General features: G+C 39.3%; 15 protein-coding genes and 5 pseudogenes. 4 read left to right on the top strand and 16 right to left on the bottom strand.

What is annotated here, in order from left to right; genetic code table 11:
* Window positions 1-21: 21 nt before the first annotated feature.
* Window positions 22-1,089: a type 2 isopentenyl-diphosphate Delta-isomerase gene (gene fni, locus LFLEISCH_RS09455; protein WP_007475839.1), complete on the bottom strand. Its 1,068-nt coding sequence runs from the start codon at window positions 1,087-1,089 to the stop codon at window positions 22-24.
* Window positions 1,082-1,469: pseudogene (locus tag LFLEISCH_RS09450) on the bottom strand (DUF1033 family protein). Before LFLEISCH_RS09450 ends, fni begins: the two are co-directional and overlap by 8 nt.
* 127 nt (window positions 1,470-1,596) lie before the next feature.
* Between LFLEISCH_RS09450 and LFLEISCH_RS09445 the strand changes: the two are divergent.
* The 3 genes from LFLEISCH_RS09445 (at window position 1,597) to yidC (ending at window position 3,092) form a co-directional block, all read left to right on the top strand.
* Window positions 1,597-1,878 carry an acylphosphatase gene (locus LFLEISCH_RS09445; RefSeq protein WP_007475836.1) on the top strand — a complete coding sequence of 94 codons (282 nt, stop codon included), beginning with the start codon at window positions 1,597-1,599 and terminating at the stop codon, window positions 1,876-1,878.
* Window positions 1,879-1,949: 71 nt separating this feature from the next.
* Window positions 1,950-2,249, top strand: coding sequence for a hypothetical protein (locus LFLEISCH_RS09440; protein ID WP_007475835.1), 300 nt, complete (start codon window positions 1,950-1,952; stop codon window positions 2,247-2,249).
* A 15-nt stretch (window positions 2,250-2,264) separates the two neighbouring features.
* Window positions 2,265-3,092: a membrane protein insertase YidC gene (gene yidC / locus LFLEISCH_RS09435; protein ID WP_007475834.1), complete on the top strand. Its 828-nt coding sequence runs from the start codon at window positions 2,265-2,267 to the stop codon at window positions 3,090-3,092.
* A 76-nt stretch (window positions 3,093-3,168) separates the two neighbouring features.
* On the opposite strand, the gene LFLEISCH_RS09430 is transcribed toward yidC, so the two are convergent.
* The 4 genes and pseudogenes from LFLEISCH_RS09430 to LFLEISCH_RS09415 all read right to left on the bottom strand — a co-directional run bounded on the left by LFLEISCH_RS09430 (window position 3,169) and on the right by LFLEISCH_RS09415 (window position 8,130).
* Entirely contained in the window at window positions 3,169-4,629 is a 1,461-nt protein-coding gene (locus LFLEISCH_RS09430) for a HAMP domain-containing sensor histidine kinase (RefSeq protein ID WP_007475833.1), read from the bottom strand.
* Window positions 4,626-5,307 (bottom strand): annotated as a pseudogene (locus tag LFLEISCH_RS09425) (response regulator transcription factor). Before LFLEISCH_RS09425 ends, LFLEISCH_RS09430 begins: the two are co-directional and overlap by 4 nt.
* 180 nt (window positions 5,308-5,487) lie before the next feature.
* On the bottom strand, window positions 5,488-6,906 hold the full coding sequence (gene gndA, locus LFLEISCH_RS09420) for an NADP-dependent phosphogluconate dehydrogenase (RefSeq protein WP_007475831.1): 1,419 nt from the start codon (window positions 6,904-6,906) through the stop codon (window positions 5,488-5,490).
* A gap of 126 nt (window positions 6,907-7,032) precedes the next feature.
* On the bottom strand, window positions 7,033-8,130 hold the full coding sequence (locus LFLEISCH_RS09415) for a M20/M25/M40 family metallo-hydrolase (protein WP_007475829.1): 1,098 nt from the start codon (window positions 8,128-8,130) through the stop codon (window positions 7,033-7,035).
* A gap of 112 nt (window positions 8,131-8,242) precedes the next feature.
* Here LFLEISCH_RS09415 and prli42 point away from each other — a divergent pair, with 112 nt between their 5' ends.
* Window positions 8,243-8,338, top strand: coding sequence for a stressosome-associated protein Prli42 (gene prli42, locus LFLEISCH_RS15015; RefSeq protein ID WP_007475827.1), 96 nt, complete (start codon window positions 8,243-8,245; stop codon window positions 8,336-8,338).
* Between the two features lie 159 nt (window positions 8,339-8,497).
* Here prli42 and LFLEISCH_RS09410 read toward each other — a convergent pair whose 3' ends face one another.
* The 10 genes and pseudogenes from LFLEISCH_RS09410 to dxs form a co-directional block, all read right to left on the bottom strand.
* Window positions 8,498-9,769, bottom strand: coding sequence for a dihydrolipoamide acetyltransferase family protein (locus LFLEISCH_RS09410; protein WP_007475825.1), 1,272 nt, complete (start codon window positions 9,767-9,769; stop codon window positions 8,498-8,500).
* Between the two features lie 16 nt (window positions 9,770-9,785).
* Window positions 9,786-10,769 carry an alpha-ketoacid dehydrogenase subunit beta gene (locus tag LFLEISCH_RS09405; RefSeq protein ID WP_007475824.1) on the bottom strand — a complete coding sequence of 328 codons (984 nt, stop codon included), beginning with the start codon at window positions 10,767-10,769 and terminating at the stop codon, window positions 9,786-9,788.
* Between the two features lie 2 nt (window positions 10,770-10,771).
* Window positions 10,772-11,769: pseudogene (locus LFLEISCH_RS09400) on the bottom strand (thiamine pyrophosphate-dependent dehydrogenase E1 component subunit alpha).
* Window positions 11,770-11,801: 32 nt separating this feature from the next.
* Window positions 11,802-13,231: pseudogene (lpdA, locus tag LFLEISCH_RS09395) on the bottom strand (dihydrolipoyl dehydrogenase).
* Between the two features lie 14 nt (window positions 13,232-13,245).
* Window positions 13,246-14,313, bottom strand: a complete 1,068-nt coding sequence (buk, locus tag LFLEISCH_RS09390) for a butyrate kinase (protein ID WP_007475821.1) — start codon at window positions 14,311-14,313, stop codon at window positions 13,246-13,248.
* Window positions 14,314-14,487: 174 nt separating this feature from the next.
* Window positions 14,488-15,351, bottom strand: a complete 864-nt coding sequence (locus LFLEISCH_RS09385; protein ID WP_007475820.1) for a phosphate acyltransferase — start codon at window positions 15,349-15,351, stop codon at window positions 14,488-14,490.
* Between the two features lie 132 nt (window positions 15,352-15,483).
* Window positions 15,484-17,172: a DNA repair protein RecN gene (recN, locus tag LFLEISCH_RS09380; RefSeq protein WP_007475819.1), complete on the bottom strand. Its 1,689-nt coding sequence runs from the start codon at window positions 17,170-17,172 to the stop codon at window positions 15,484-15,486.
* 18 nt (window positions 17,173-17,190) lie between these two features.
* Entirely contained in the window at window positions 17,191-17,640 is a 450-nt protein-coding gene (gene ahrC / locus LFLEISCH_RS09375; RefSeq protein ID WP_007475817.1) for a transcriptional regulator AhrC/ArgR, read from the bottom strand.
* Window positions 17,641-17,854: 214 nt separating this feature from the next.
* Window positions 17,855-18,682, bottom strand: coding sequence for a TlyA family RNA methyltransferase (locus tag LFLEISCH_RS09370; protein WP_007475815.1), 828 nt, complete (start codon window positions 18,680-18,682; stop codon window positions 17,855-17,857).
* A pseudogene (dxs, locus tag LFLEISCH_RS09365) lies at window positions 18,679-20,061 on the bottom strand (1-deoxy-D-xylulose-5-phosphate synthase); the annotation flags it as partial. The pseudogene dxs and the gene LFLEISCH_RS09370, both read right to left, overlap by 4 nt.

Genomic DNA, 20,061 nt, shown 5'->3' with positions numbered 1-20,061 from the left:
CGAATCCCCGTCATCTTCTTTTTATTTTGCTAATTGTTTAAAATCAATATTTCTGGCCAAACAAAAATCTTGAAGTTCCCCTTTCACAACAAGTGGCACATTAGGCGCGTCCTCTAGTCGCAAAGTATCTGTTAAAACAAAAAGGGCTTTTAAATTTTCTTTATATATATTTAATTTTTCTATAGTAACATTTTTTCCTTCATTTCGAAGCGAATGTAACACCAGACCAGCAACTCCAACACTTTTCGCACCTAAAATATAACTTTTCATCATATCAAGAGGGTTTCTAATGCCGCCAGATGCGATAAATTCCATGTTTTTAAACGGAGAGCGGTGCATGTCGAGTAGTGATTCAGCCGTTTTCAACCCCCATTTTTCTAAAAAAGCAAAGCCATTATCTCTGCGACGGTCATTTTCAATCTTAGCGAAATTTGTACCACCTCGCCCGCCAAGATCCACTGTTTTAACACCTAAATCTTGAAGAAGCTTGACCGTTTCAAAACGCATACCGAAGCCTACTTCTTTTACAACAATGGGAATGTCAATTTGTTCCGTATATGCTTTTATCGTCTCCATCCAATGTGAAAAATGGCGATCGCCTTCTTTCATCACAAGTTCCTGTGCCGGATTAATGTGGATTTGCAAAATATTCGCCTCCAGCATATCAATCGCGCGTTTAGCGTCCAGAATAGAAATTTCCGGGCTTACATTAGCAAATAAAATGCCCTTTGGATGGGTTTTTCTTACAATTTGATAGGTAGAAATTAAATCCGAGTTGGAAATTGCTGCGGACTGAGAACCGACTGCCATTGCAATGCCCACTTCTCTTGCTATTTCAGCTAAATCTTGGTTAATTTTTTTAGTATGCTGACTTCCACCCGTCATCGCATTGATATAAAACGGAAAATCAAAATGATGATTCGCAAATTGAGTTTCAAGTGATATCGCATCCACATCAAAGCGCGGAAGTGACGAACCTAAAATTTGTAAATCAGAAAAAGCATCTTCGGTTTCTGTATAGTTTTTTAACGCAAGTGTTACATGCTCATCTTTTCTGCGTTCCCGAAGAAGCGCTTCTTTTTTATCCAATCTCTTCCCTACTCTCTTCATTTGAAAATTTAACATCAAACGGGGCAACTTCTTTAAACCATATTGCTTTTTCTTCTAAAGTTGGTTTATAGACTTGCTCTTGTTTCATTAAAATTAATCCGTGAAAGGTTTGGATATCATCCTCACAGTCTTCACAGTAAGCTATTTCATCTTCATTCCAAGCAGCAAAAAGCACGCTCTTTTTTAAGGCATGGTTCGGATAGTTTTCATTAAGCTGCTGTGCTAGCTCCCCGTATTTTTTTAAAGGCAGCTTCTTTTTCTTTGTACGTATGGGTAGAAACAATGTTTTCCTCCCAATCTTCAAAAAACCACCATGGTTCGTATTCACCGGTTGTTTCGAATACTTTCCACTCTGTCATCTCAAACATCTCCCACAATATAGAATACTTAAATTATAGCATAGTTAAAAGGAAAGTAAATTTTTGAAACTCCGGGTAAAAAAGGCTACACTGTAAGAGAAGAAATGAGGAAAGGTGTGGATTTGAAATGGCAGTTGAAACAGCATTACTTCGTGTTACTGGTTTTGTTCAAGGTGTTGGTTTCCGTTATACAACAAAGCATCTTGCATATAAACTGGACGTTAGTGGCACGGTTAAAAATTTAGATGATGGTTCCGTTGAAATTGCAGCGCGTGCGGAAAGTGACCAGTTAGAAAAATTTATTGAAGCAATCAAAAAAGGGCCTTCCCCTGCTGCACGTATTCAAGAAGTTTTTATTTATAAAGGCGCGCCTGTTCCTGAAGGGAAAACTTTTGATATCATCTACTAAATGGGGCTTGAATTCCCGTACTATTTGAATTATAGTTAAGGAATGAATCGAGAAAGGAGCTGATGCGCGTCATGACTATTCTTGCACAAATGTTTTCCGAGCCTGAATATGTATCTCTTACTGTTACATTTTTGCTCATGCTTGCGCTATTTCGTTTTTGGCCAGTCATTACACTGTTTAAACCTAAAATGTTATCGCGCGCGGAAGCCGTTTATATTTCTCACTTAACGACAGATTCCCACAAAGAAACTGTGAATGAACATATTAGTTTTGTCGTTAATTGGATTGTTGCGACTCTTAAGAACAGCCAATCAGATGATGAAGAAAATCATTGTTCTTTGTTTTTTGACAACGTGAAAGTGAACTTTTAGGAGGAAAAAAGAACAGTGAAAAATAAAAAATTAATTCTTGTTAGTATGCTTGCGGTAGCTTTACTTGTCCTATCGGGATGTAGTATGGATCCATCGCAAAATCAAGATGGCTTTTTCTATACGTATTTAATTGGACCACTTATTTGGTTTATCCAATATGTAGCATCCTTTTTCAATGATAATTATGGTATTTCAATTATTATTACGACGCTTATTATTCGTGCCATTATTATGCCACTTAATTTACGTACTGCTAAAGCACAAATGTCTATGCAGTCAAAAATGGCCGTTGCTAAACCTGAAATTGATGATATCCAAGCGCGATTAAAGCGTGCTACAACAAAAGAAGAGCAAACTAAAATTCAACAAGAAATGATGGTTGTGTATAAAAAGTATGACATTAATCCTATGCAAATGGGTTGCTTGCCTCTACTTATACAAATGCCTGTTTTAATGGCTTTCTATTATGCCATTCGTGGTTCAGAAGAGATTGCCAATCATACGTTTTTATGGTTTAACTTAGGCTCTCCAGATACGATACTTGCTATTATTGCTGGACTTGTCTATTTAGGTCAATATTTTATTTCTATGATTGGTTATACACCTGAACAGAAAAAACAAATGCGTATTATGGGATTATTGTCACCTGCAATGATTTTATTTATCTCATTCTCAGCGCCTTCCGCTCTTGCACTTTACTGGGCAGTCGGTGGTATTTTCTTAGCTGGTCAAACTTTACTGACGAAAAAACTTTATATGAATAAACATCCAGAAGTAAAAGAAATGGCTAAAGAAGAACGTGAATTTGAAAAAATTGTTGAAGAACAGAAAAAACAACAGTAATAAAAAAAGACTGCAAACAAAGCGTTTAATAGCTTGTCTACAGTCTATGCCGTCTCGTGATAGAGACGGCTTTTTTTTATTTTTTCTCTTCCTTATCAATCGCTGGTAAGGTGATAGTAATTTTAGTTCCCTTATCTTCTTCACTTTCCGCATGAATGGTTCCTAAATAGCCTTGTACGAGTTGTTTCGCTATTGCAAGACCTAAACCATTTCCGCCTTTTTCACGGCTACGCGCTTTATCTACGCGATAGAAACGATTGAATACCTTATCAATTTCATCCGCAGAAATGCCTACACCATGATCACGAATCGAAATATTTATTTTATCTTTCTCTTTAAAGACCATCATATTAACTTCTTTTGCACCATCCGAATATTTCACAGCATTGTCCATGATAATAATAAGTAGCTGTTCTAAATGGTTGTGCTGAATCATAGCATGGAGATTATCATCTTTTTCATCTAATGTAAAAGTAAAATCTTCATACATAACTTCAAAATTACGTTTGACTTGCTCTACAACATCATTGACACTCACAATTTGAAGTTCTTTCGTTTGTGAGACTTGCTCTGCTCTTGAAAGATCGAGCATTTCTTGAACAAGACGCTTCATTCTTTCTAATTCAGTCAAGGAAGCATTAAGCGATTCATCTAAAACTTCTGGATCACTTTTTCCCCAACGATTTAACAGTTTTAAGTGCCCTTCCATAATTTGAACAGGCGTTCTAAGTTCATGTGAGGCATCTTCGACAAATTGCTTTTGTTGTTCAAAGCTTGTTTCGATTCGCGTCATCATATCATTAAAGATAACGGTAAGTTCACTAATTTCATCACGCGATTTGGATGTTGTTTCAATTCGCTTTTGGAAGCCATTGTTACGAACATCATTCATTCCTTTTGCAAGCTTTGTTAACGGGCTTAAAAAGTTTTGAGCGAGCAAGTAGCCAAGCATGCCACTAATAAATAGAGCAACTGCGCCTAGAATGAACATTGTGACAAGTAATTTACCCATAATTTTATTATAACTTGTTAGGGGATTAATAATCTGAACATACCCAATAACCGTCGAATTATCTGAAATCGATGTAATTGGACCTTGAGAAATAAGCATTTTATCCCCATTTATAGTTGGTTTACTCGTTATTCGCTCATTAGATGGCCTAAAATACTTAGAAAAATCATTATTCGCCGTCTGCTCACTCGAAGTCAAGTAATATTTATCTAGTTGTACGCCTTCTTCATTATAAATGGCAATAACTTGGTCTTGAATCTTACGACTAATACTAGGACTTTTATCAAAAACTTCTTTTAATAAATTCGCATTATCCAAATTACCACTTTTTAAAACTTCATTGGCTGTTGTTTCTGCTAATAGCGAATCTACTTTTTGCTCTTCTTCATTTAAAAGCATTTGGCCAATGCCTTGATAAATCGCATAAGAAAAAAGAAAGAAAGTAAGAAATATAGCAGCACTTGCCCCGAAGGTCCATTTAAATTTTAAAGAACGGCTTTTTAATGAAAAATTACTCGTTGTCATGTACGCATCACATAGCCTGTTCCGCGAACGGTTTGAATGTAACTCTCCTCATCAGGATGGTCAATTTTATTCCGCAAATAACGGACATATACATCCACCACGTTCGTTTCAACTTCAGTCTCATATCCCCATACTTTATTTAAAAGCACTTCTCGTGTTAAAACGATATTAATATTTTCCATTAATGTAAGGAGAAGCTCATATTCACGTTTGGTTAAGTCAATCACTTCTTCCCCGCGACGAACAATACGACTTTCTTTTTCCACCACCAAGTCGCGATATTCTAAGGTGGTTTGTTTTAAAGATTGTTCCGCATTCTCAACTCGGCGTAAAAGTGAACGGAGTCTGGCTAATAACTCTTCAATTGCAAAAGGTTTTACGATATAATCATCTGCTCCGTGATCCAGCCCTGAAACGCGGTCAATAACCGAATCGCGTGCTGTGATCATAATAATAGGTGTTTGTTTCACTTGACGAACACGGCGACACACTTCTACCCCGTTTAAATGCGGTAACATAAGATCAAGCAAAATCGCATCCCAATCTTCTTCTAAAGCAAGCTCTAAACCTGCTCTTCCGTCGTTCGCAACAGTTGTCTCATAATTTTCATGTTGAAGTTCAAGCTCCACAAAACGCGCTAAATTTTTTTCAATCCTCAACGATTAAAATTCTACTCATATAGAAAACCTCTCTTTCGGTTTCAAACATCATACCTATTACTATTGTAACGAACTTTAAAGATAAAACAACTAATAATCATCTCTATGAAAAAATTTTTGACAAATTCTTAGCCAATTTTAAGAAAAACAACATAAAAAAACACATTTCCGTTAAGAAATGTGTTTTAGTATTATCTTTTTATTCGTCTACTTCTGGCCATTCTGTATGGAAAACACCAGGTTTGTCTACACGTTCATACGTATGCGCACCGAAATAATCGCGTTGTGCTTGAATTAAATTCGCTGGAAGGACTTCTGATCTATAGCTATCGTAATAGCTAATTGCCGCTGTAAAGGTTGGTACCGGGATACCCGCTTTTACTGCTTCAGAAACCACTTCACGAAGCGCACCTTGATAATTATGTGCAATATCTTTAAAGTATGGGTCTAATAAAAGATTACTTAAATGCTTATCGTTATTATAGGCATCCGTAATTTTTTGCAAGAAACGAGCACGAATAATACAGCCCGCACGGAAGATTTTTGCGATTTCCCCGTATTGAAGATCCCAATCATACTCATCGCTTGCCGCTTTCATTTGAGCAAATCCTTGGGCATAAGAAGCGATTTTACTGAAATATAACGCACGGCGAACAGCTTCCACAAACGCTTTTTTATCCCCTTCGTAGCGATAATTAGAAGGGCCGTTTAAAATAGTGCTTGCATGCTTACGTTCATCCTTCAGTGCTGAAATATAGCGGGCGAAAACAGATTCTGTAATAAGCGAAAGCGGTACACCTAAATCAAGCGCGCTTTGGCTCGTCCATTTACCCGTTCCTTTTTGACCAGCTTTATCTAGAATCACGTCAACGATTGGCTTACCAGTTTCTTCGTCACGTACTTTTAATATATTTTTGGTTATTTCAATTAAGTAGCTATCGAGTTCACCCTCATTCCACTCTGCAAACACGTCAGCTAATTCATCGTGGCTTAATCCAACGATATCTTTTAAGATGGTATAAGCTTCTGCGATAAGTTGCATATCCCCGTATTCAATACCGTTATGCACCATTTTGACATAGTGTCCAGCACCATCTGGGCCAATATACGTCACACATGGCTCTCCGTCTGCAACTGCAGCAATTTCACGTAAAATCGGCGCAACTAAATCGTAAGCTTTTCTTTGACCACCAGGCATAATAGACGGGCCTTTAAGAGCGCCTTCTTCTCCGCCTGAAACTCCTGTTCCGATAAAGTTGAATCCTTCTTCACTAAGCATTTTATTACGACGAATTGTATCTTCAAAGAATGCGTTTCCGCCATCAATTAGAATATCGCCTTCTGTTAGGAAAGGTTTAACCGCTTCTATCATCATGTCCGTCGCATTACCTGCTTGAACCATAATCAAAATACGGCGCGGTACTTCAAGTGACTCCACAAACTCCTCTAAACTATAAGTTGGAACTAGTTTTTTATCCGGATTCGCTTCCATAACCGCTTTTGTTTTTTCAGTAGAACGGTTGAAAATCGACACAGTATGCCCGCGACTCTCAATATTTAGAGCAAGGTTACGCCCCATTACACCCATTCCAATAACGCCAATTTCTTGTTTTGCCATATGAAAATTCTTCCCTTCCTTGTATTTTTAAGGCAGAAGTTCTGTCTTACATTTTCTTTCAACCACTCTACTATACCAAATATTAAGAACCACATCAAATGAATGTTTTCAGACATTCCTAACATTTTAAACATTTTTTGAAAAGGAAATCGCTTCCTCGAGATTTTCTCCGGATAAAGCAATGGCCAAAATCAGTTCCACTAACGTTTCAAGTGAACTTTTAGAAATTTGTTCTTCCTCCGAATGCGGATTTTGATAGCCCACAGATAATAAAACCGTAGTCAAACCACGTTCATTGAAAACACTCGCATCTGATCCACCAGAATATTGAACTTCTCGTACGGGCCATTTTAAACGACGCAAGGCCTGTTTAAGTAACACGACACTATGATTTCGCTCTGTAATGGAAAAACCGGGATAGGTAACATGGGATTCCCCTAAAATTTCCACATCATACTTAATGCCAGATTCAAAAAAAACTTGTTTGACTTCTTCAAGATACGGCATTATTTCTTCTAGTGGCATAAAACCAGCAAATTCCATTTGAATAAAAACTGTCTCGCTACCCAAACTATCAGTTGTCCCTTTAAATTCTTTCACCTCATGCGTCATCGATTGCGGAAAATGGACTTGTTTTAATTTATGGATGACTGACCTTGCGACATTTATCGCGGATATACGTGATTTTTTAAAATCTTGAATAATGGTAAAATCGAGCACAAGATGTGTCTCGCCAAAAAGTTGAAAAGTGCCGACTTCTCCTGGTGCGTCAAGGGAATAACCAAAACGTGCCGTAAGCACACTCAAATCAAGCATTTTAGCCCCAAGCATCCCTACCTCTTCTTGGGTCGAAAAAATGAACTCAAGTGTCCCGTGCTTCGCGCTAGGATTTGCTTGAAGCGTGTCGATTAACTCCAGCATGCAAGCAGCGCCCGCTTTATCATCAGCCCCAAGAAAACCAGTTTCACTTGAATACACCCCGTCTTCCTCTTTTAATTTTGGCTTTTTCCCGTTTGAAGCCGTATCAACATGGGCATTAAAGAAAATCGCAGGAAAATGATCATCTGTGGCTTTTAATCGCGCAATTATTCCCCCGCTTGACCGCACAAGTAGTTCAACATTTCTTTTTTTTAATTCTTTTTCGATATAATCCAAAATTTCGGCTTCCTGATAAGAAGGCGAATAAATTTGTATGAGATTTTCAAAAAAATGGGATACGGCCATTTTTTTGCCCTTCTTTCCTTCTTTTTTATATAGAATAACATAATTCCTCTTGAACAGTTACTACTATCTTGGTAGAATAAAGTAACTACGTTTCGAGAGGAGCCTTTGCTACATGTCAAACAAGAAATTTGTTCGCTTTGTAGTCATCTTAATGCTAATTGCCATTGTACTTTCCAGTGTGCTAGCTGGGGTACTAATGTTTCTTTAATTTCAGACAAAGCCCATTAGAAAACCGGAAATTTCCGGTTTTTTTATTGCAAAAAAAAGAGCAGCACTGCTAAGAGTACTACCCAAAAACATCTAGGGAGTTTAGGGGTATGGATCTAGATGTATAGATACAGTACCCCTAAATTCACAAAGTTAAACGTTAATAAAGCGGCGTATTATCTTTTGTGATTTCTTCCACATATTTTTTGATTGCTTGTAAAAAGCGCCCTGCTAATAAGCCGTCTAGGATTCTGTGGTCAATTGATAAACATAAATTCACCATATCACGTACTGCAATCATATCCTCTACAATAACTGGACGTTTCACAATCGCCTCCACTTGTAAAATGGCTGCTTGAGGATGATTAATAATCCCCATAGATTGAACAGAACCGAACGAGCCTGTACTATTTACAGTAAAAGTTCCACCTGTCATATCATCATTGGTTAGTTTATTGGCACGTGCCTTAGCCGCAAGTTCACTAATTTCACGCGCAATTCCTTTAATCGATTTTTCATCAGCATTTTTTATGACTGGGACATAGAGTAAATCATTCGCAGCAATTGCGATAGAAATATTAATGTCTTTATGCTCAATAATTTTATCCCCAGCCCATGTACTATTTAATGCCGGATATTCTTTTAGAGCTCGCGCAACGGCTTTAATAAAGAATGCAAAATAGGTAATCCCAAAACCTTCTTCTTTTTTAAACGATTCTTTAATACTATCCCGGTAACGGACAAGGTTTGTCGCATCAGCCACTACCATCATCCAGGCATGAGGAATTTCATGCTTGCTTTCCACCATATGTTTTGCAATAGCCTTTCGTACACCATTAACTGGAATTTCGCGATCACCGTTTGATGCACGTGGATATTCTTTTTTAACCTCTTGAACGGGTTTTTCTGACGTTATTTCTTTAGCAGGTGCTTTTTCTTTTGTTTTTGTCCCGCCGTTTTCCACAAATTGAAGCACATCTTTCCGCGTAATCCGACCACCCGCTCCGCTTCCAGTAAGCTCCGCTAGGTCAATTTGATGTTCAGAAGCTAGACGTAGCACAGCTGGGGAAAAGCGCGCACCAGAAGGAGCACTTGCTTTCGCTTCTTTTAAGCTACCGCCGTTTTGTTCCGGTTTTTCAGGTTCCGCTTGAGCTTCTTGTTTAGGTGTTTCAACTTCTTCACTTGCGCCACCTTCTGTTTCAATCGTGCAAATAATGGCACCCACTTCAAGCGTCTCATCTTCTTTGGCGATAATTTCTTTAATGACTCCACTATAGGAAGATGGAATTTCTGCCGTTACTTTGTCCGTTAACACTTCAGCTAACGCATCATATTTTTCAACTTTTTGTCCCGGTTCAACAAGCCACGAACTAATCGTTCCTTCCGTTACACTTTCACCGAGTTTCGGCATTGTAATTTCCATAACAGCCACAATTCTTCACTCCTTTTTAAAATTCCGCTAGTTCCCGCATCTTGTCTAAAATCTTATCCGGATTAATCATAAAATATTTTTCCATTGTTGGCGAAAAAGGCATTGCCGGTGTATCCGGACCAGCAAGTCTTGCAATTGGGGCATCTAAATCAAATAGACAATGCTCTGAAATAATAGCCGCAACTTCACCAATAATGCTACCTTCTAAATTATCTTCTGTAATTAAAAGTACTTTTCCAGTTTTTCTTGCCGCTTCAATAATAGCTTCTTTATCTAGCGGATAAATCGTTCTTAAATCTAAAATATGCGCCTCATAACCATCGCTAGCTAGGCGTTCTGCGGCTTGTTGGGCGAATTCAACGGCTAACCCGTAAGTAATGATTGTAATGTCGTCCCCTTCGCGCACAACATTGGCTTTTCCAATTGGAACGGTGTAGTCAGTTTCTGGAACTTCCCCTTTAAGCAGGCGATAAGCTCTTTTATGTTCAAAGAAAAGTACAGGGTCGTTATCTCGAATGGCTGCTTTTAACAAGCCTTTTGCATCATATGGATTCGATGGAATAACGATTTTAAGCCCTGGCTGTCCGAAAAATACTTTTTCAACGGATTGGGAGTGGTATAAGGCTCCGTGGACTCCGCCGCCAAACGGAGCACGAATGACCATCGGTACGCTCCAATCATTGTTTGAGCGATAGCGAATTCTGGCCGCTTCGGAGATAATTTGATTGACTGCGGGCATAATGAAATCAGCAAATTGCATTTCAGCTACTGGACGATAACCATACATGGCTGCACCAATTCCAACACCTGCGATAGCTGATTCTGCAAGCGGCGTATCAATCACGCGTGATTCGCCAAACTGGTCATATAAACCAGCTGTTGCTTTAAAAACGCCGCCTTTTTTTCCAACATCTTCTCCTAAAATAAATACTTTTTCATCGCGTTCCATTTCTTCGCGAAGCGCCATCTTAATGGCATCAATATATGAAATGACTGGCATTTTTATTCCTCCCCCGCATTCTCTTCATACACATATAAAAGCGCTGATTCTGGTTCTGGGTATGGTGCATTTTCAGCATATTCAGTTGCTTCATTGACTTCTTTTGAAATTTCTTTTTCAAGATTCTGCAAGATTTCTTCTGTTAAAATGCCCTCTTCTAATAACTCATTTTGGAAAATAAGAAGTGGATCGTTTGCTTTTGCATCATCTACTTCTTCTTTCGAACGATAGGCGCGGTCATCATCATCGGAGGAGTGTGGCGTAAAACGATAAGAAACTGTTTCAATAAGAGAAGGACCTTCCCCGCTTCTTGCACGATCAACTGCGCGTTTAAATGCGGAATAAACTTCAATGATATTATTTCCATTAACGCGTTCACCTGGAATACCATATCCTACGGCACGATCGGACAGTTGTTTCGCCGCATACTGCTTCTCTGCCGGCACACTGATTGCGTATTTATTATTATGAATAACATAGACCACTGGCAATTTATGCACACTTGCAAAGTTAATTCCTTCGTGGAAATCTCCTTGGTTAGAAGAGCCTTCCCCAGTAGATGCATAGGCCACAATATTATCTCCAGCCATTCTAGCAGCTAGTGCAATTCCAGCAGCATGCGGAAACTGTGTTGTAACAGGCGAACTTTGCGTTACAATACGATGTGCTTTATGACCAAAATGGGCAGGCATCTGTCTTCCACCTGAATTGGGGTCTTCTGCTTTTGCAAAGCAGAAAGCATAATATCTTGTGCACTCATACCAAATGCTAAGACCACTGCTAAGTCACGATAATATGGTAAGCAGTAATCTTTTTCTAGATCAAACGCGTATGCAGCGCCAATTTGCGCAATTTCTTGTCCTTGTCCTGAAATCGTAAATGGAATTTTCCCAGAGCGATTTAAAAGCCACATTCTCTCGTCTAAGCGACGGGCTAATAATGTTGTACGAAACATTTCTAATAATTTTTCGCCAGATAATCCAGATTCTTTTAAAGCCATTATCTTTCCTCCTAATTTAAACCAAGGTTTTATTAACCGTGAATTTGATTCCCATCAACCGCAAGCGCCGCCTCTGCAAATGCTTCTGATAAAGTTGGGTGCGGGTGAATCGTTTCCCCAATTTCAAATGCTGTTGCATCTAAGACTTGCGCAAGTGCAGCCTCGCTAATCATATCTGTTACATGCGGGCCAATCATTGACACGCCAAGAAGATCTTCACTTTCTTTATCCGAACAGATTTTAATAAATCCATCTGATTCACCGAAAACGAGAGCCTTTCCAATGCCCCTGAAGAAGAACTTCCCTTTTTTGATTGAATGTCCTCTTTCTTTTGCAATATCTTCGCTAATTCCAACACTTGCAATCTCTGGAGACGTATAAATACAGCGAGGAACTAAATCATAGTTTAATTTTTCCACATGCTTGCCTGCGATAAAATTCGCTGCAATTGTTCCTTCGTGCATCGCAACATGCGCGAGTTGTAATGTAGGAATACAATCCCCAATCGCAAACATATGACTTTCTTTAGTTTGATAAACATCATTTACTTGAATAAAACCTTTTTCAACGACAATATCTGTATTTTCTAAACCGATATTTTCAACATTAGCCGAGCGCCCAACAGATACAAGCATTTTTTCAGCGGTAAACGTTTGTTTCTCGCCTTTTACAACGGCATCAATTGATACAGTGCCATCTTTTTTAACTAAAGTATCTGCCTGAACTTCTGCACTCGTAATCATTTTAATTTTTTTTCTTTTTTAAAGAGTCTAGTTAACTCTTTCGAAATCTCTTTATCTTCTGTTGGGATAATGCGGTCAGCGTATTCTAAAACGGTGACTTCAACACCAAAATCATGGAGCATTGAAGCCCATTCCATACCAATAACGCCTCCACCAACAATTAAAATGGATTTGGGTAAATCTTCCATTTGCAAAGCGCCATCAGAGGAAAAGACATCTTTTTCATCTAACGGAAGACCTTTCAGTGAACGTGGTCTTGATCCAGTTGCAATAATAAGATTTTTAGGAATAAGCATTTCATTTTCAGAGCCATCATTAAACTCAACAGAAACCGTTCCTGCTGTTGGTGAAAAAATGGATGGTCCTAAAATAGTCCCTTTTCCTTCGTATAAATCAATTTTGCCTTGTTTAAAAAGCTGATGAATCCCGTTTGTCAACTGTTCTACAATTTTAGCTTTGCGTTCCTGTGCTTTTAGAAAATTTAATGAAGCACCACCCTCTACAGTAACACCAAATTCTTCCGCCTTTTTAACCGTTTGAAATACTTCAGCAGAACGTAATAGCGCTTTACTCGGAATACATCCTCTATGTAAACAAGTTCCGCCTAATTTGTCTTTTTCAACAACTGCTACCGACAAGCCATTTTTCGCTGCACTAATGGCCGCTACATAACCGCCTGTTCCGCCCCCTAAAACGACTACATCATATTCTTTTGCCATTTTATTTCCTCCTTTTAGTATTCTCGCGCGGACTCTTCTCCTACTAAAATCCGCTGTGCGCCTTCATTCAGTGCTTTCATTTCGTCTTCTCCAGGTGAGACGATGACTTTCGAAATAAAATTCGTCCGCTCACTCACTTTTGAAACAAAAGAGGCACTTCTTGCAAGCCCGCCTGTTAAAATAATCGCATCAAGATTACCTCCAAAATGCACCGAAAGACTCGCAATCTCCTTACTCACTTGGAGAGCCATCGCATCAAAAATGAGCGCCGCATATTCATCGCCCGAGGCAATCATTTGCTCCACTTCGCGCATGTCTGTCGTACCTAAATACGAGACGACACCACCTTCACCGATTAACTGTTTATTTAACTCATCTTTTGAATGCTTTTGGTCAAAACACGCGTCTAAAAAGGCACTGAGCGGTAAAGTCCCAGCGCGTTCAGGGCTAAATGGACCTTCTCCCCCGAGCGCATTATTTACATCAATTGCTAAACCATTCATATGAGCCGCAACCGAAATCCCACCGCCTAGATGGGCGATAATAAAACGACTCGTTTCATACGTCTTATTAAGCTCGCGAGCAACTTTACGAGCTGTCGCTTTATGATTTAATGCGTGAAAAATACTCATTTTCTCATAATTTTTATGACCAGAAATTCTCGCAACCGATTCTAATTCATCTACCACAACTGGGTCCACAATATAAATAGGAATCTCATATCCCTCACCTAATTCAGCCGCAATTAAACCGCCTAAATTTGAGGCATGTTGTCCAGAAACACCCATTCGTAAATCCGCCTTCATTTTTTCCGTTACTTTATATGTGCCACCTTTTAGTGGTCGAAGTAGACCACCGCGGCCAACAATCGCATCAAGTTCGCTCAACTGAAATTCTTTGCTGCGGAGTGTTCGAATGATAACTTCTTTTCGAAATGGAAGCTGATCTAAAATGGTTTGAAATTCTCTTAGTTCATCATGGGAATGTCTAATTTCTTCCTCAAAACGTAAGACCTCTCCGTCATAAATGGCCACTTTTGTAGATGTGGACCCTGGATTAATTGCAAGTACCGTAAAGCTCATTTTTGCCCCCTTCTAGCGCTATATCAGCACATTCGCTTTGACTGAGTTAAATTTGTGAAATTTGTTATATGTTATCAGTTATTTCAGCACTATTGTAACATGCGAGCTTCACAATCCTAAAATCCTTTGCATCAAAAACAAAGAAAACGCTTTATTCCGATTTTTATATCATATTCAGACCATTCTGCCAGTTAACAAAAAGGACCTCAATTTGTTTTCTTTCGTATCACTTCGGGAAGAAATCACAATCGGGACTTTTGCACCACCAACGATACAACTCCCTACTTTCGCTGAGCCAAAATAAACGAGTGCTTTATATAGCACATTACCTGTCTCGATATTTGGAACAACTAAAATATCGGCCTGTCCAGCAGCAGGATTTGTAATCCCCTTATGGCGAGCTGCTTCTTTTGAAATCGCCGCATCAAGCGCAAGCGGCCCAGCCGCATTTAGGTCTGGATAAGTTTCTGCCATAAAATCCATTAATTGCTTAGCATGAACAGTAGAAAGCATTTTATCCGTTACTTTTTCAACTGCACTTAAAAATACTACATTAGGCTTTTCAATCCCAATCGCTCGCGCTGCTTCAATCGCGTTTCGCGTAATTTGTGTCTTTTCTTCCAGGTTCGGCGCAATATTCATTGCACAGTCTGTCACAATGAGCGGTTTAGGATAGCTCGGCATCTCAAAAAGTGCCACTTGCGAGAGCAGTTTCCCCGTCCGTAGTTCATTTTCTTTGGCTAAAACAGCATGCAAAATCGTAGCAGTGGGCACAAAACCTTTTACTAACACATCCGCTTGACCTAGCCGAATCGCCCTAACAGCCTCTAAAACCGACTCCTCATCACTTTGTGTTTGAAACACTTCCACATCCGGAAGCGCATAATCCAAATCACCAGAGCCAAAAACTAAAAATCGCCCTAACTTTTGTTCTAAAGCAAGTTTTACAGTATCTCGCATAACGGGATCATTGCCCCCCGCAATCGCATACGTAAGTAGTTTGTCCGATTTTTTCTTAAAAAAAGTGTGCCTTTCCATCAAAACAACCCCCTCCTATTCTTACGCAAAAAAGCCGCATTCGAATTTAGTAGTTGTTTTTATGACCAGGTAATAAAACTTACCTTTACATTTTAAACAAAAACTTCATCGTATGCAAGCAATTTTGTTCTTTTACTTCGCTGACTTCGCTTTACTCGCTTGAGATAGCATCTCCTCCGCGTGTTGTTTCGCCAGTTCCGTTACCTCTGTTCCAGCAATCATTCGACTTATTTCGAGGCTTTTTTCATCCTCTTTAAGAATCTTCACATTTGTACTTGTACGCTCATTTTCAACTTGTTTCGTAATATAATAATGATGATCCGCCATCGCAGCCACTTGAGGTAAATGCGTAATACAAAGAACTTGTGAACCAACCGAAACCGCATAAATTTTCTCCGCAATCGCTTGCGCTACGCGACCGCTAACACCCGTGTCCACTTCATCAAAAATAATAGACGTAATTCCTTGATGCTTCGAAAAAATGGTTTTTAGCGCCAACATCATCCGTGATAATTCGCCACCAGATGCAATTTTTGTCATCGGCTTTGCTGGCTCTCCAGGGTTTGTAGACATATAAAAAACGACCTCATCGCCCCCGGTTTCTGAAAACTCTTCTTTGGCTGAAAAGTGGACTTCAAATATGGCTTTTTCCATATACAATTGTCCAAGTTCAGTTTTAATTTGCGCCTCCAATTGTTTAGCCGCTTTTTTTCTTAGGGCAGTCAAACGCGAGGCCTCTTCGGCGACTTGATGCGCTAGTTTTTCTACATTTTTAGAAAGCTCACCAACATGAGCTTCGCTATTCGCGAGTTTTTGAATCTCATCTTGAATTTCAACGTGGTAGGCCATAATATCCTCCACTTTTTTCCCGTATTTGCGTTTCAATTGATTCATTTCCGCAAGCCGGTTCTCAATTTGATTCAATTGCTCGGGTTGGAATTCTATTTGGTCAAGCGCTTGCCTAATTTGCATCGCCGCATCTTCTAGTTGATAATAGCTTGATGCAATGGTTTCGTGTAAGGTGTCAAAATCATGCGAGACATTTTTAGCTGCCTCAATTTGGCGCATTGCCTCACTAGTTGCAGAAAGCCCGCCTGATTCTGCCTGAAGTGCATTATAAGCGAGATTTAAATTGTCATTTAACTTCTCGAAATTGGCTAAAATATTTTTTTCAGCAAGGAGCGTTTCTTCTTCCCCCACTTGTAAGTGGGCTGCTTCAATTTCCTGGTTTTGAAATTGAAGCATATCTAAACGCTGGGCGAGTTCTTGTTCTCCTTTTGTAAAGTCGCGAAATTCTTTTTGGGCCTTTTTATATAAAGCAAAAGTTTTCTCATAAGCTTGTAACGGTTTTTGAAATGCCTCGCCGCTGTAGCGATCTAGTAAGGTGAGGTGAAACTCGTCGTGCATGAGTTCTTGATGTTCATGCTGACTGTGAATATCAATTAATTTAGAGCCAACATCCCTTAGAAGCACAGTTGTCGCGAGCTTGCCATTGATGCGACAAATATTTTTTCCGCTTTTAAACACGGTTCGTTCTAAAACAACCATATTATCTGTTGCATCAATTCCGTTATCGATAAGCGTTTTGCGGGCAACCACATTGTCATCTGCAAGGATGAAAAGTCCTTCTAAAGACAATTTGTCTTCCCCGTGACGAATGAAGTGACTTGAACCGCGGCCGCCAACAAGCAAGCCTAGTGCATCAATAATAATCGATTTCCCGGCACCCGTCTCACCCGTTAAAACCGTCATCCCTTCTTCAAACGATAAAGAAAGGGATTCAATGATTGCCAAATTTTTAATCGTTAATTCTTGTAGCACCCTTCCACGTCCTCCTTTTTATAGCATTTCAATTAAACGTTCTGACACTATTTTTGCATCCGCTTCCGAGCGACAAATAATGAGGCAGGTATCATCACCACAAAGCGTTCCGGCTTTTTCAACCCAATTTAAATTATCGAGAAGTGCGCCGATTGCATTTCCATTTCCTGGCATAACTTTTAAAAGTAGAATAAATTGAACCGTATCAACACTAATAAAACAGTCTACCAGTGCGCGTTTTAATTTTTGCTGCGGATTAAATTTATTATCAGCAGGTAAACTATACTTATACGTTCCATTTTGAGTTGGGACTTTTACTAAATGTAGCTCTTTAATATCTCTTGAAATTGTTGCTTGCGTCACTTTCACATCACGCTTTTGCAAAAGTTCTACTAATTCTTCTTGTGTATCAATTTCATTGGACGTTACAAGTTCACGGATAATGATATGTCGATGACCTTTATTCACTATTTCTCACCTCGCGTTATTTTTTATATCTCCATATTAACGAAAAAATCGCATAAAGTCACGGATTTAACGCAAACTTTTTTCTAAATGGCTAATTTTTAATTATTCATGATGATTTATATTTTTGATAAAACACGTATAAAATTAACATTTTTACTGTTAATTTAACAAAACAAATAAAAAAATGCCATACTAAACCTAGTACGGCATTTTTTCAATCTAGCCTTGCATGTGCAAGTTCCACAATTTGTTCAATAGCATTATCAGCCATTACTATTTTTCCTTGTTCCTCTAAATCTCCAGTCCATTTTAAATGGGCAATAAATTCAATATTTCCTTCTCCCCCTGTAATAGGGGAAAAATCAAGCCCTAAAACATTATAACCAAGTGACGTTGCCTCACCTAAAATATCGTGCAAGACATCTAAATGAATTTTCGGGTCACGTACAATTCCTTTTTTCCCAACATTTTCTTTTCCTGCTTCAAATTGCGGTTTAATTAGTGTCATCACATCCCCGTGCGTAACGAGAACTGTTCTTAAAACAGGTAAAATGAGTTTTAAAGAAATAAAGGAGACATCAATTGTAGCAAAGTCCGCTAAGCCTTGCGTAAAATCTGCCGGTGTCGCATGACGGAAATTGGTTCGCTCCATAACTGTTACACGCGGATCGTTACGGAGTTTCCAAGCTAATTGGTTATAGCCGACATCAAGCGCATACGAATGCCTAGCCCCGTTTTGAAGGGCACAATCCGTAAAGCCGCCTGTAGAAGAACCAATATCAAGCATCAATTTATCTGTCACATCAAAATCAAAAACTTGAAGGGCTTTTTCAAGTTTTAGCCCACCTCGACTCACATACGGTAGTGTCTTCCCTTTTACCCGAAGCGCGCTATCAAGCGGAATTTTTTCGCCCGGCTTATCAATTCGCGTATCTGTACGAAAAACAATGCCCGCCATAATCGCCCGTTTAGCCTTCTCACGCGTTTCAAAAAGACCTTGTTCGACTAATAAAACGTCTGCGCGTTCTTTTTTTATACTCATAATAAATTCGCCTTTAACTTTCCAAAATGGGTAAGCATCTCTTTCATTTTCATTTCAATTCCTGAAACGGATAAACCGTATTCCTCTAATATCACTTCCACTGACCCGTGGCTAATAAATTCATCCGGTAAACCAAGACGTCCCGTAACACTATCCGTATAACCATGTTCTTCAGCAAATTCAAGAACCGCCGAACCAAATCCACCAGCTAAAAGAGCCTCTTCTACTGTTAAAATAGGAACTTTCTTAGCAAATAGTTCGTGCAACAGCGTTTCATCAAGCGGCTTAATAAATCTCGCATTGATAACCCCTACACGTAACCCTTGTTTACGAAGATGCATAGCCGCCTGAAGAGCCATTGGGATAGTTGTTCCAAATGTCAATATCGCGCCATCAATCGGTTCCATGAGCACCTCAAATTTTCCAATCGGGAGTGCTTCTACTGGCCCACTAACATCCACCCCAAGAGCATTTCCACGCGGATAGCGAAGGGCGAAGGGGCCTTCAAACTCATAGGCTGTTTGAATAAGCTCTCGTGCCTCAGATTCATCTTTTGGCATAGCGATGACAATATTTGGAATGCTTCTTAAAAAACTAATATCAAAAATGCCCTGATGAGTCTCACCATCCCCGCCAACAAGACCAGCGCGGTCAATTCCAATCATTACATTTAAATTTTGTCGGCATACATCATGGACAACCTGATCATAACCCCGTTGTAAAAACGTAGAGTAAATCGCCAAAAATGGTTTTAACCCTTCCGCTGCAATACCAGCCGAGAGTGTGACCGCATGCTGTTCTGCGATTCCTACATCAAAAAAACGATCTGGAAATTCTTTAGCAAACTTCTCAAGTTTAGATCCAACAGGCATTGCCGGTGTAATCGCCACAATCCGATCATCCATTCTTGCAAGCTCTGAAATGCGGTCGCTTATTACTTCACTCCAAGCAGGCGCGGTCGTAACAGGCTTAATAAACGCACCTGTTTCCATTTTATAAGGTCCTGTTCCGTGCCAAGTTCCACGTTTATCCGTTTCAGCAGGCGCGTATCCCTTTCCTTTCGTTGTGACAACATGAATAAGCGTTGGACCTTTTACTTTTTTGGCAAATTCAAGGTTTGTAATTAAATCTTGATAATCATGCCCGTTCACCGGTCCTAAATATGTGTAGCCCATTTCTTCAAAAAAGGTTCCTTGAACAAGTAAATATTTAACGCTATCTTTTACTCTTTCGGCAAAACCAGCAATTTTATCTCCTGCTTGTTGGAATTTTTTTCATCGTCTGCTTTCTAAGTCTTTTTTCKGTTCCTCGTTTWAAATTTACCCTCAGAAAGTACGTWAWTTTACCAAGCATATTGTGCACTAGCACCGACATTTGGG

It is taken from the genome of Listeria fleischmannii subsp. fleischmannii LU2006-1 (genome assembly GCF_000344175.1).
In the GTDB taxonomy this organism is placed as follows: Bacteria; Bacillota; Bacilli; order Lactobacillales; family Listeriaceae; genus Listeria; species Listeria fleischmannii.
Note: the sequence above shows the minus strand (reverse complement) of the source record. Positions and strands in the feature narration are given on the sequence as shown.

What these genes read in the sequence shown, in the direction of transcription:
- LFLEISCH_RS09440 (WP_007475835.1), top strand. Translation starts at nt 1,950, where the DNA reads ATGACTATTCTTGCACAAATGTTTTCCGAGCCTGAATATGTATCTCTT.
- LFLEISCH_RS09415 (WP_007475829.1), bottom strand. Translation starts at nt 8,130, where the DNA reads ATGGCCGTATCCCATTTTTTTGAAAATCTCATACAAATTTATTCGCCT.
- gndA (WP_007475831.1), bottom strand. Translation starts at nt 6,906, where the DNA reads ATGGCAAAACAAGAAATTGGCGTTATTGGAATGGGTGTAATGGGGCGT.
- LFLEISCH_RS09445 (WP_007475836.1), top strand. Translation starts at nt 1,597, where the DNA reads ATGGCAGTTGAAACAGCATTACTTCGTGTTACTGGTTTTGTTCAAGGT.
- LFLEISCH_RS09385 (WP_007475820.1), bottom strand. Translation starts at nt 15,351, where the DNA reads ATGGAAAGGCACACTTTTTTTAAGAAAAAATCGGACAAACTACTTACG.
- prli42 (WP_007475827.1), top strand. Translation starts at nt 8,243, where the DNA reads ATGTCAAACAAGAAATTTGTTCGCTTTGTAGTCATCTTAATGCTAATT.
- LFLEISCH_RS09405 (WP_007475824.1), bottom strand. Translation starts at nt 10,769, where the DNA reads ATGCCAGTCATTTCATATATTGATGCCATTAAGATGGCGCTTCGCGAA.
- LFLEISCH_RS09430 (WP_007475833.1), bottom strand. Translation starts at nt 4,629, where the DNA reads ATGACAACGAGTAATTTTTCATTAAAAAGCCGTTCTTTAAAATTTAAA.
- LFLEISCH_RS09370 (WP_007475815.1), bottom strand. Translation starts at nt 18,682, where the DNA reads ATGAGTATAAAAAAAGAACGCGCAGACGTTTTATTAGTCGAACAAGGT.
- buk (WP_007475821.1), bottom strand. Translation starts at nt 14,313, where the DNA reads ATGAGCTTTACGGTACTTGCAATTAATCCAGGGTCCACATCTACAAAA.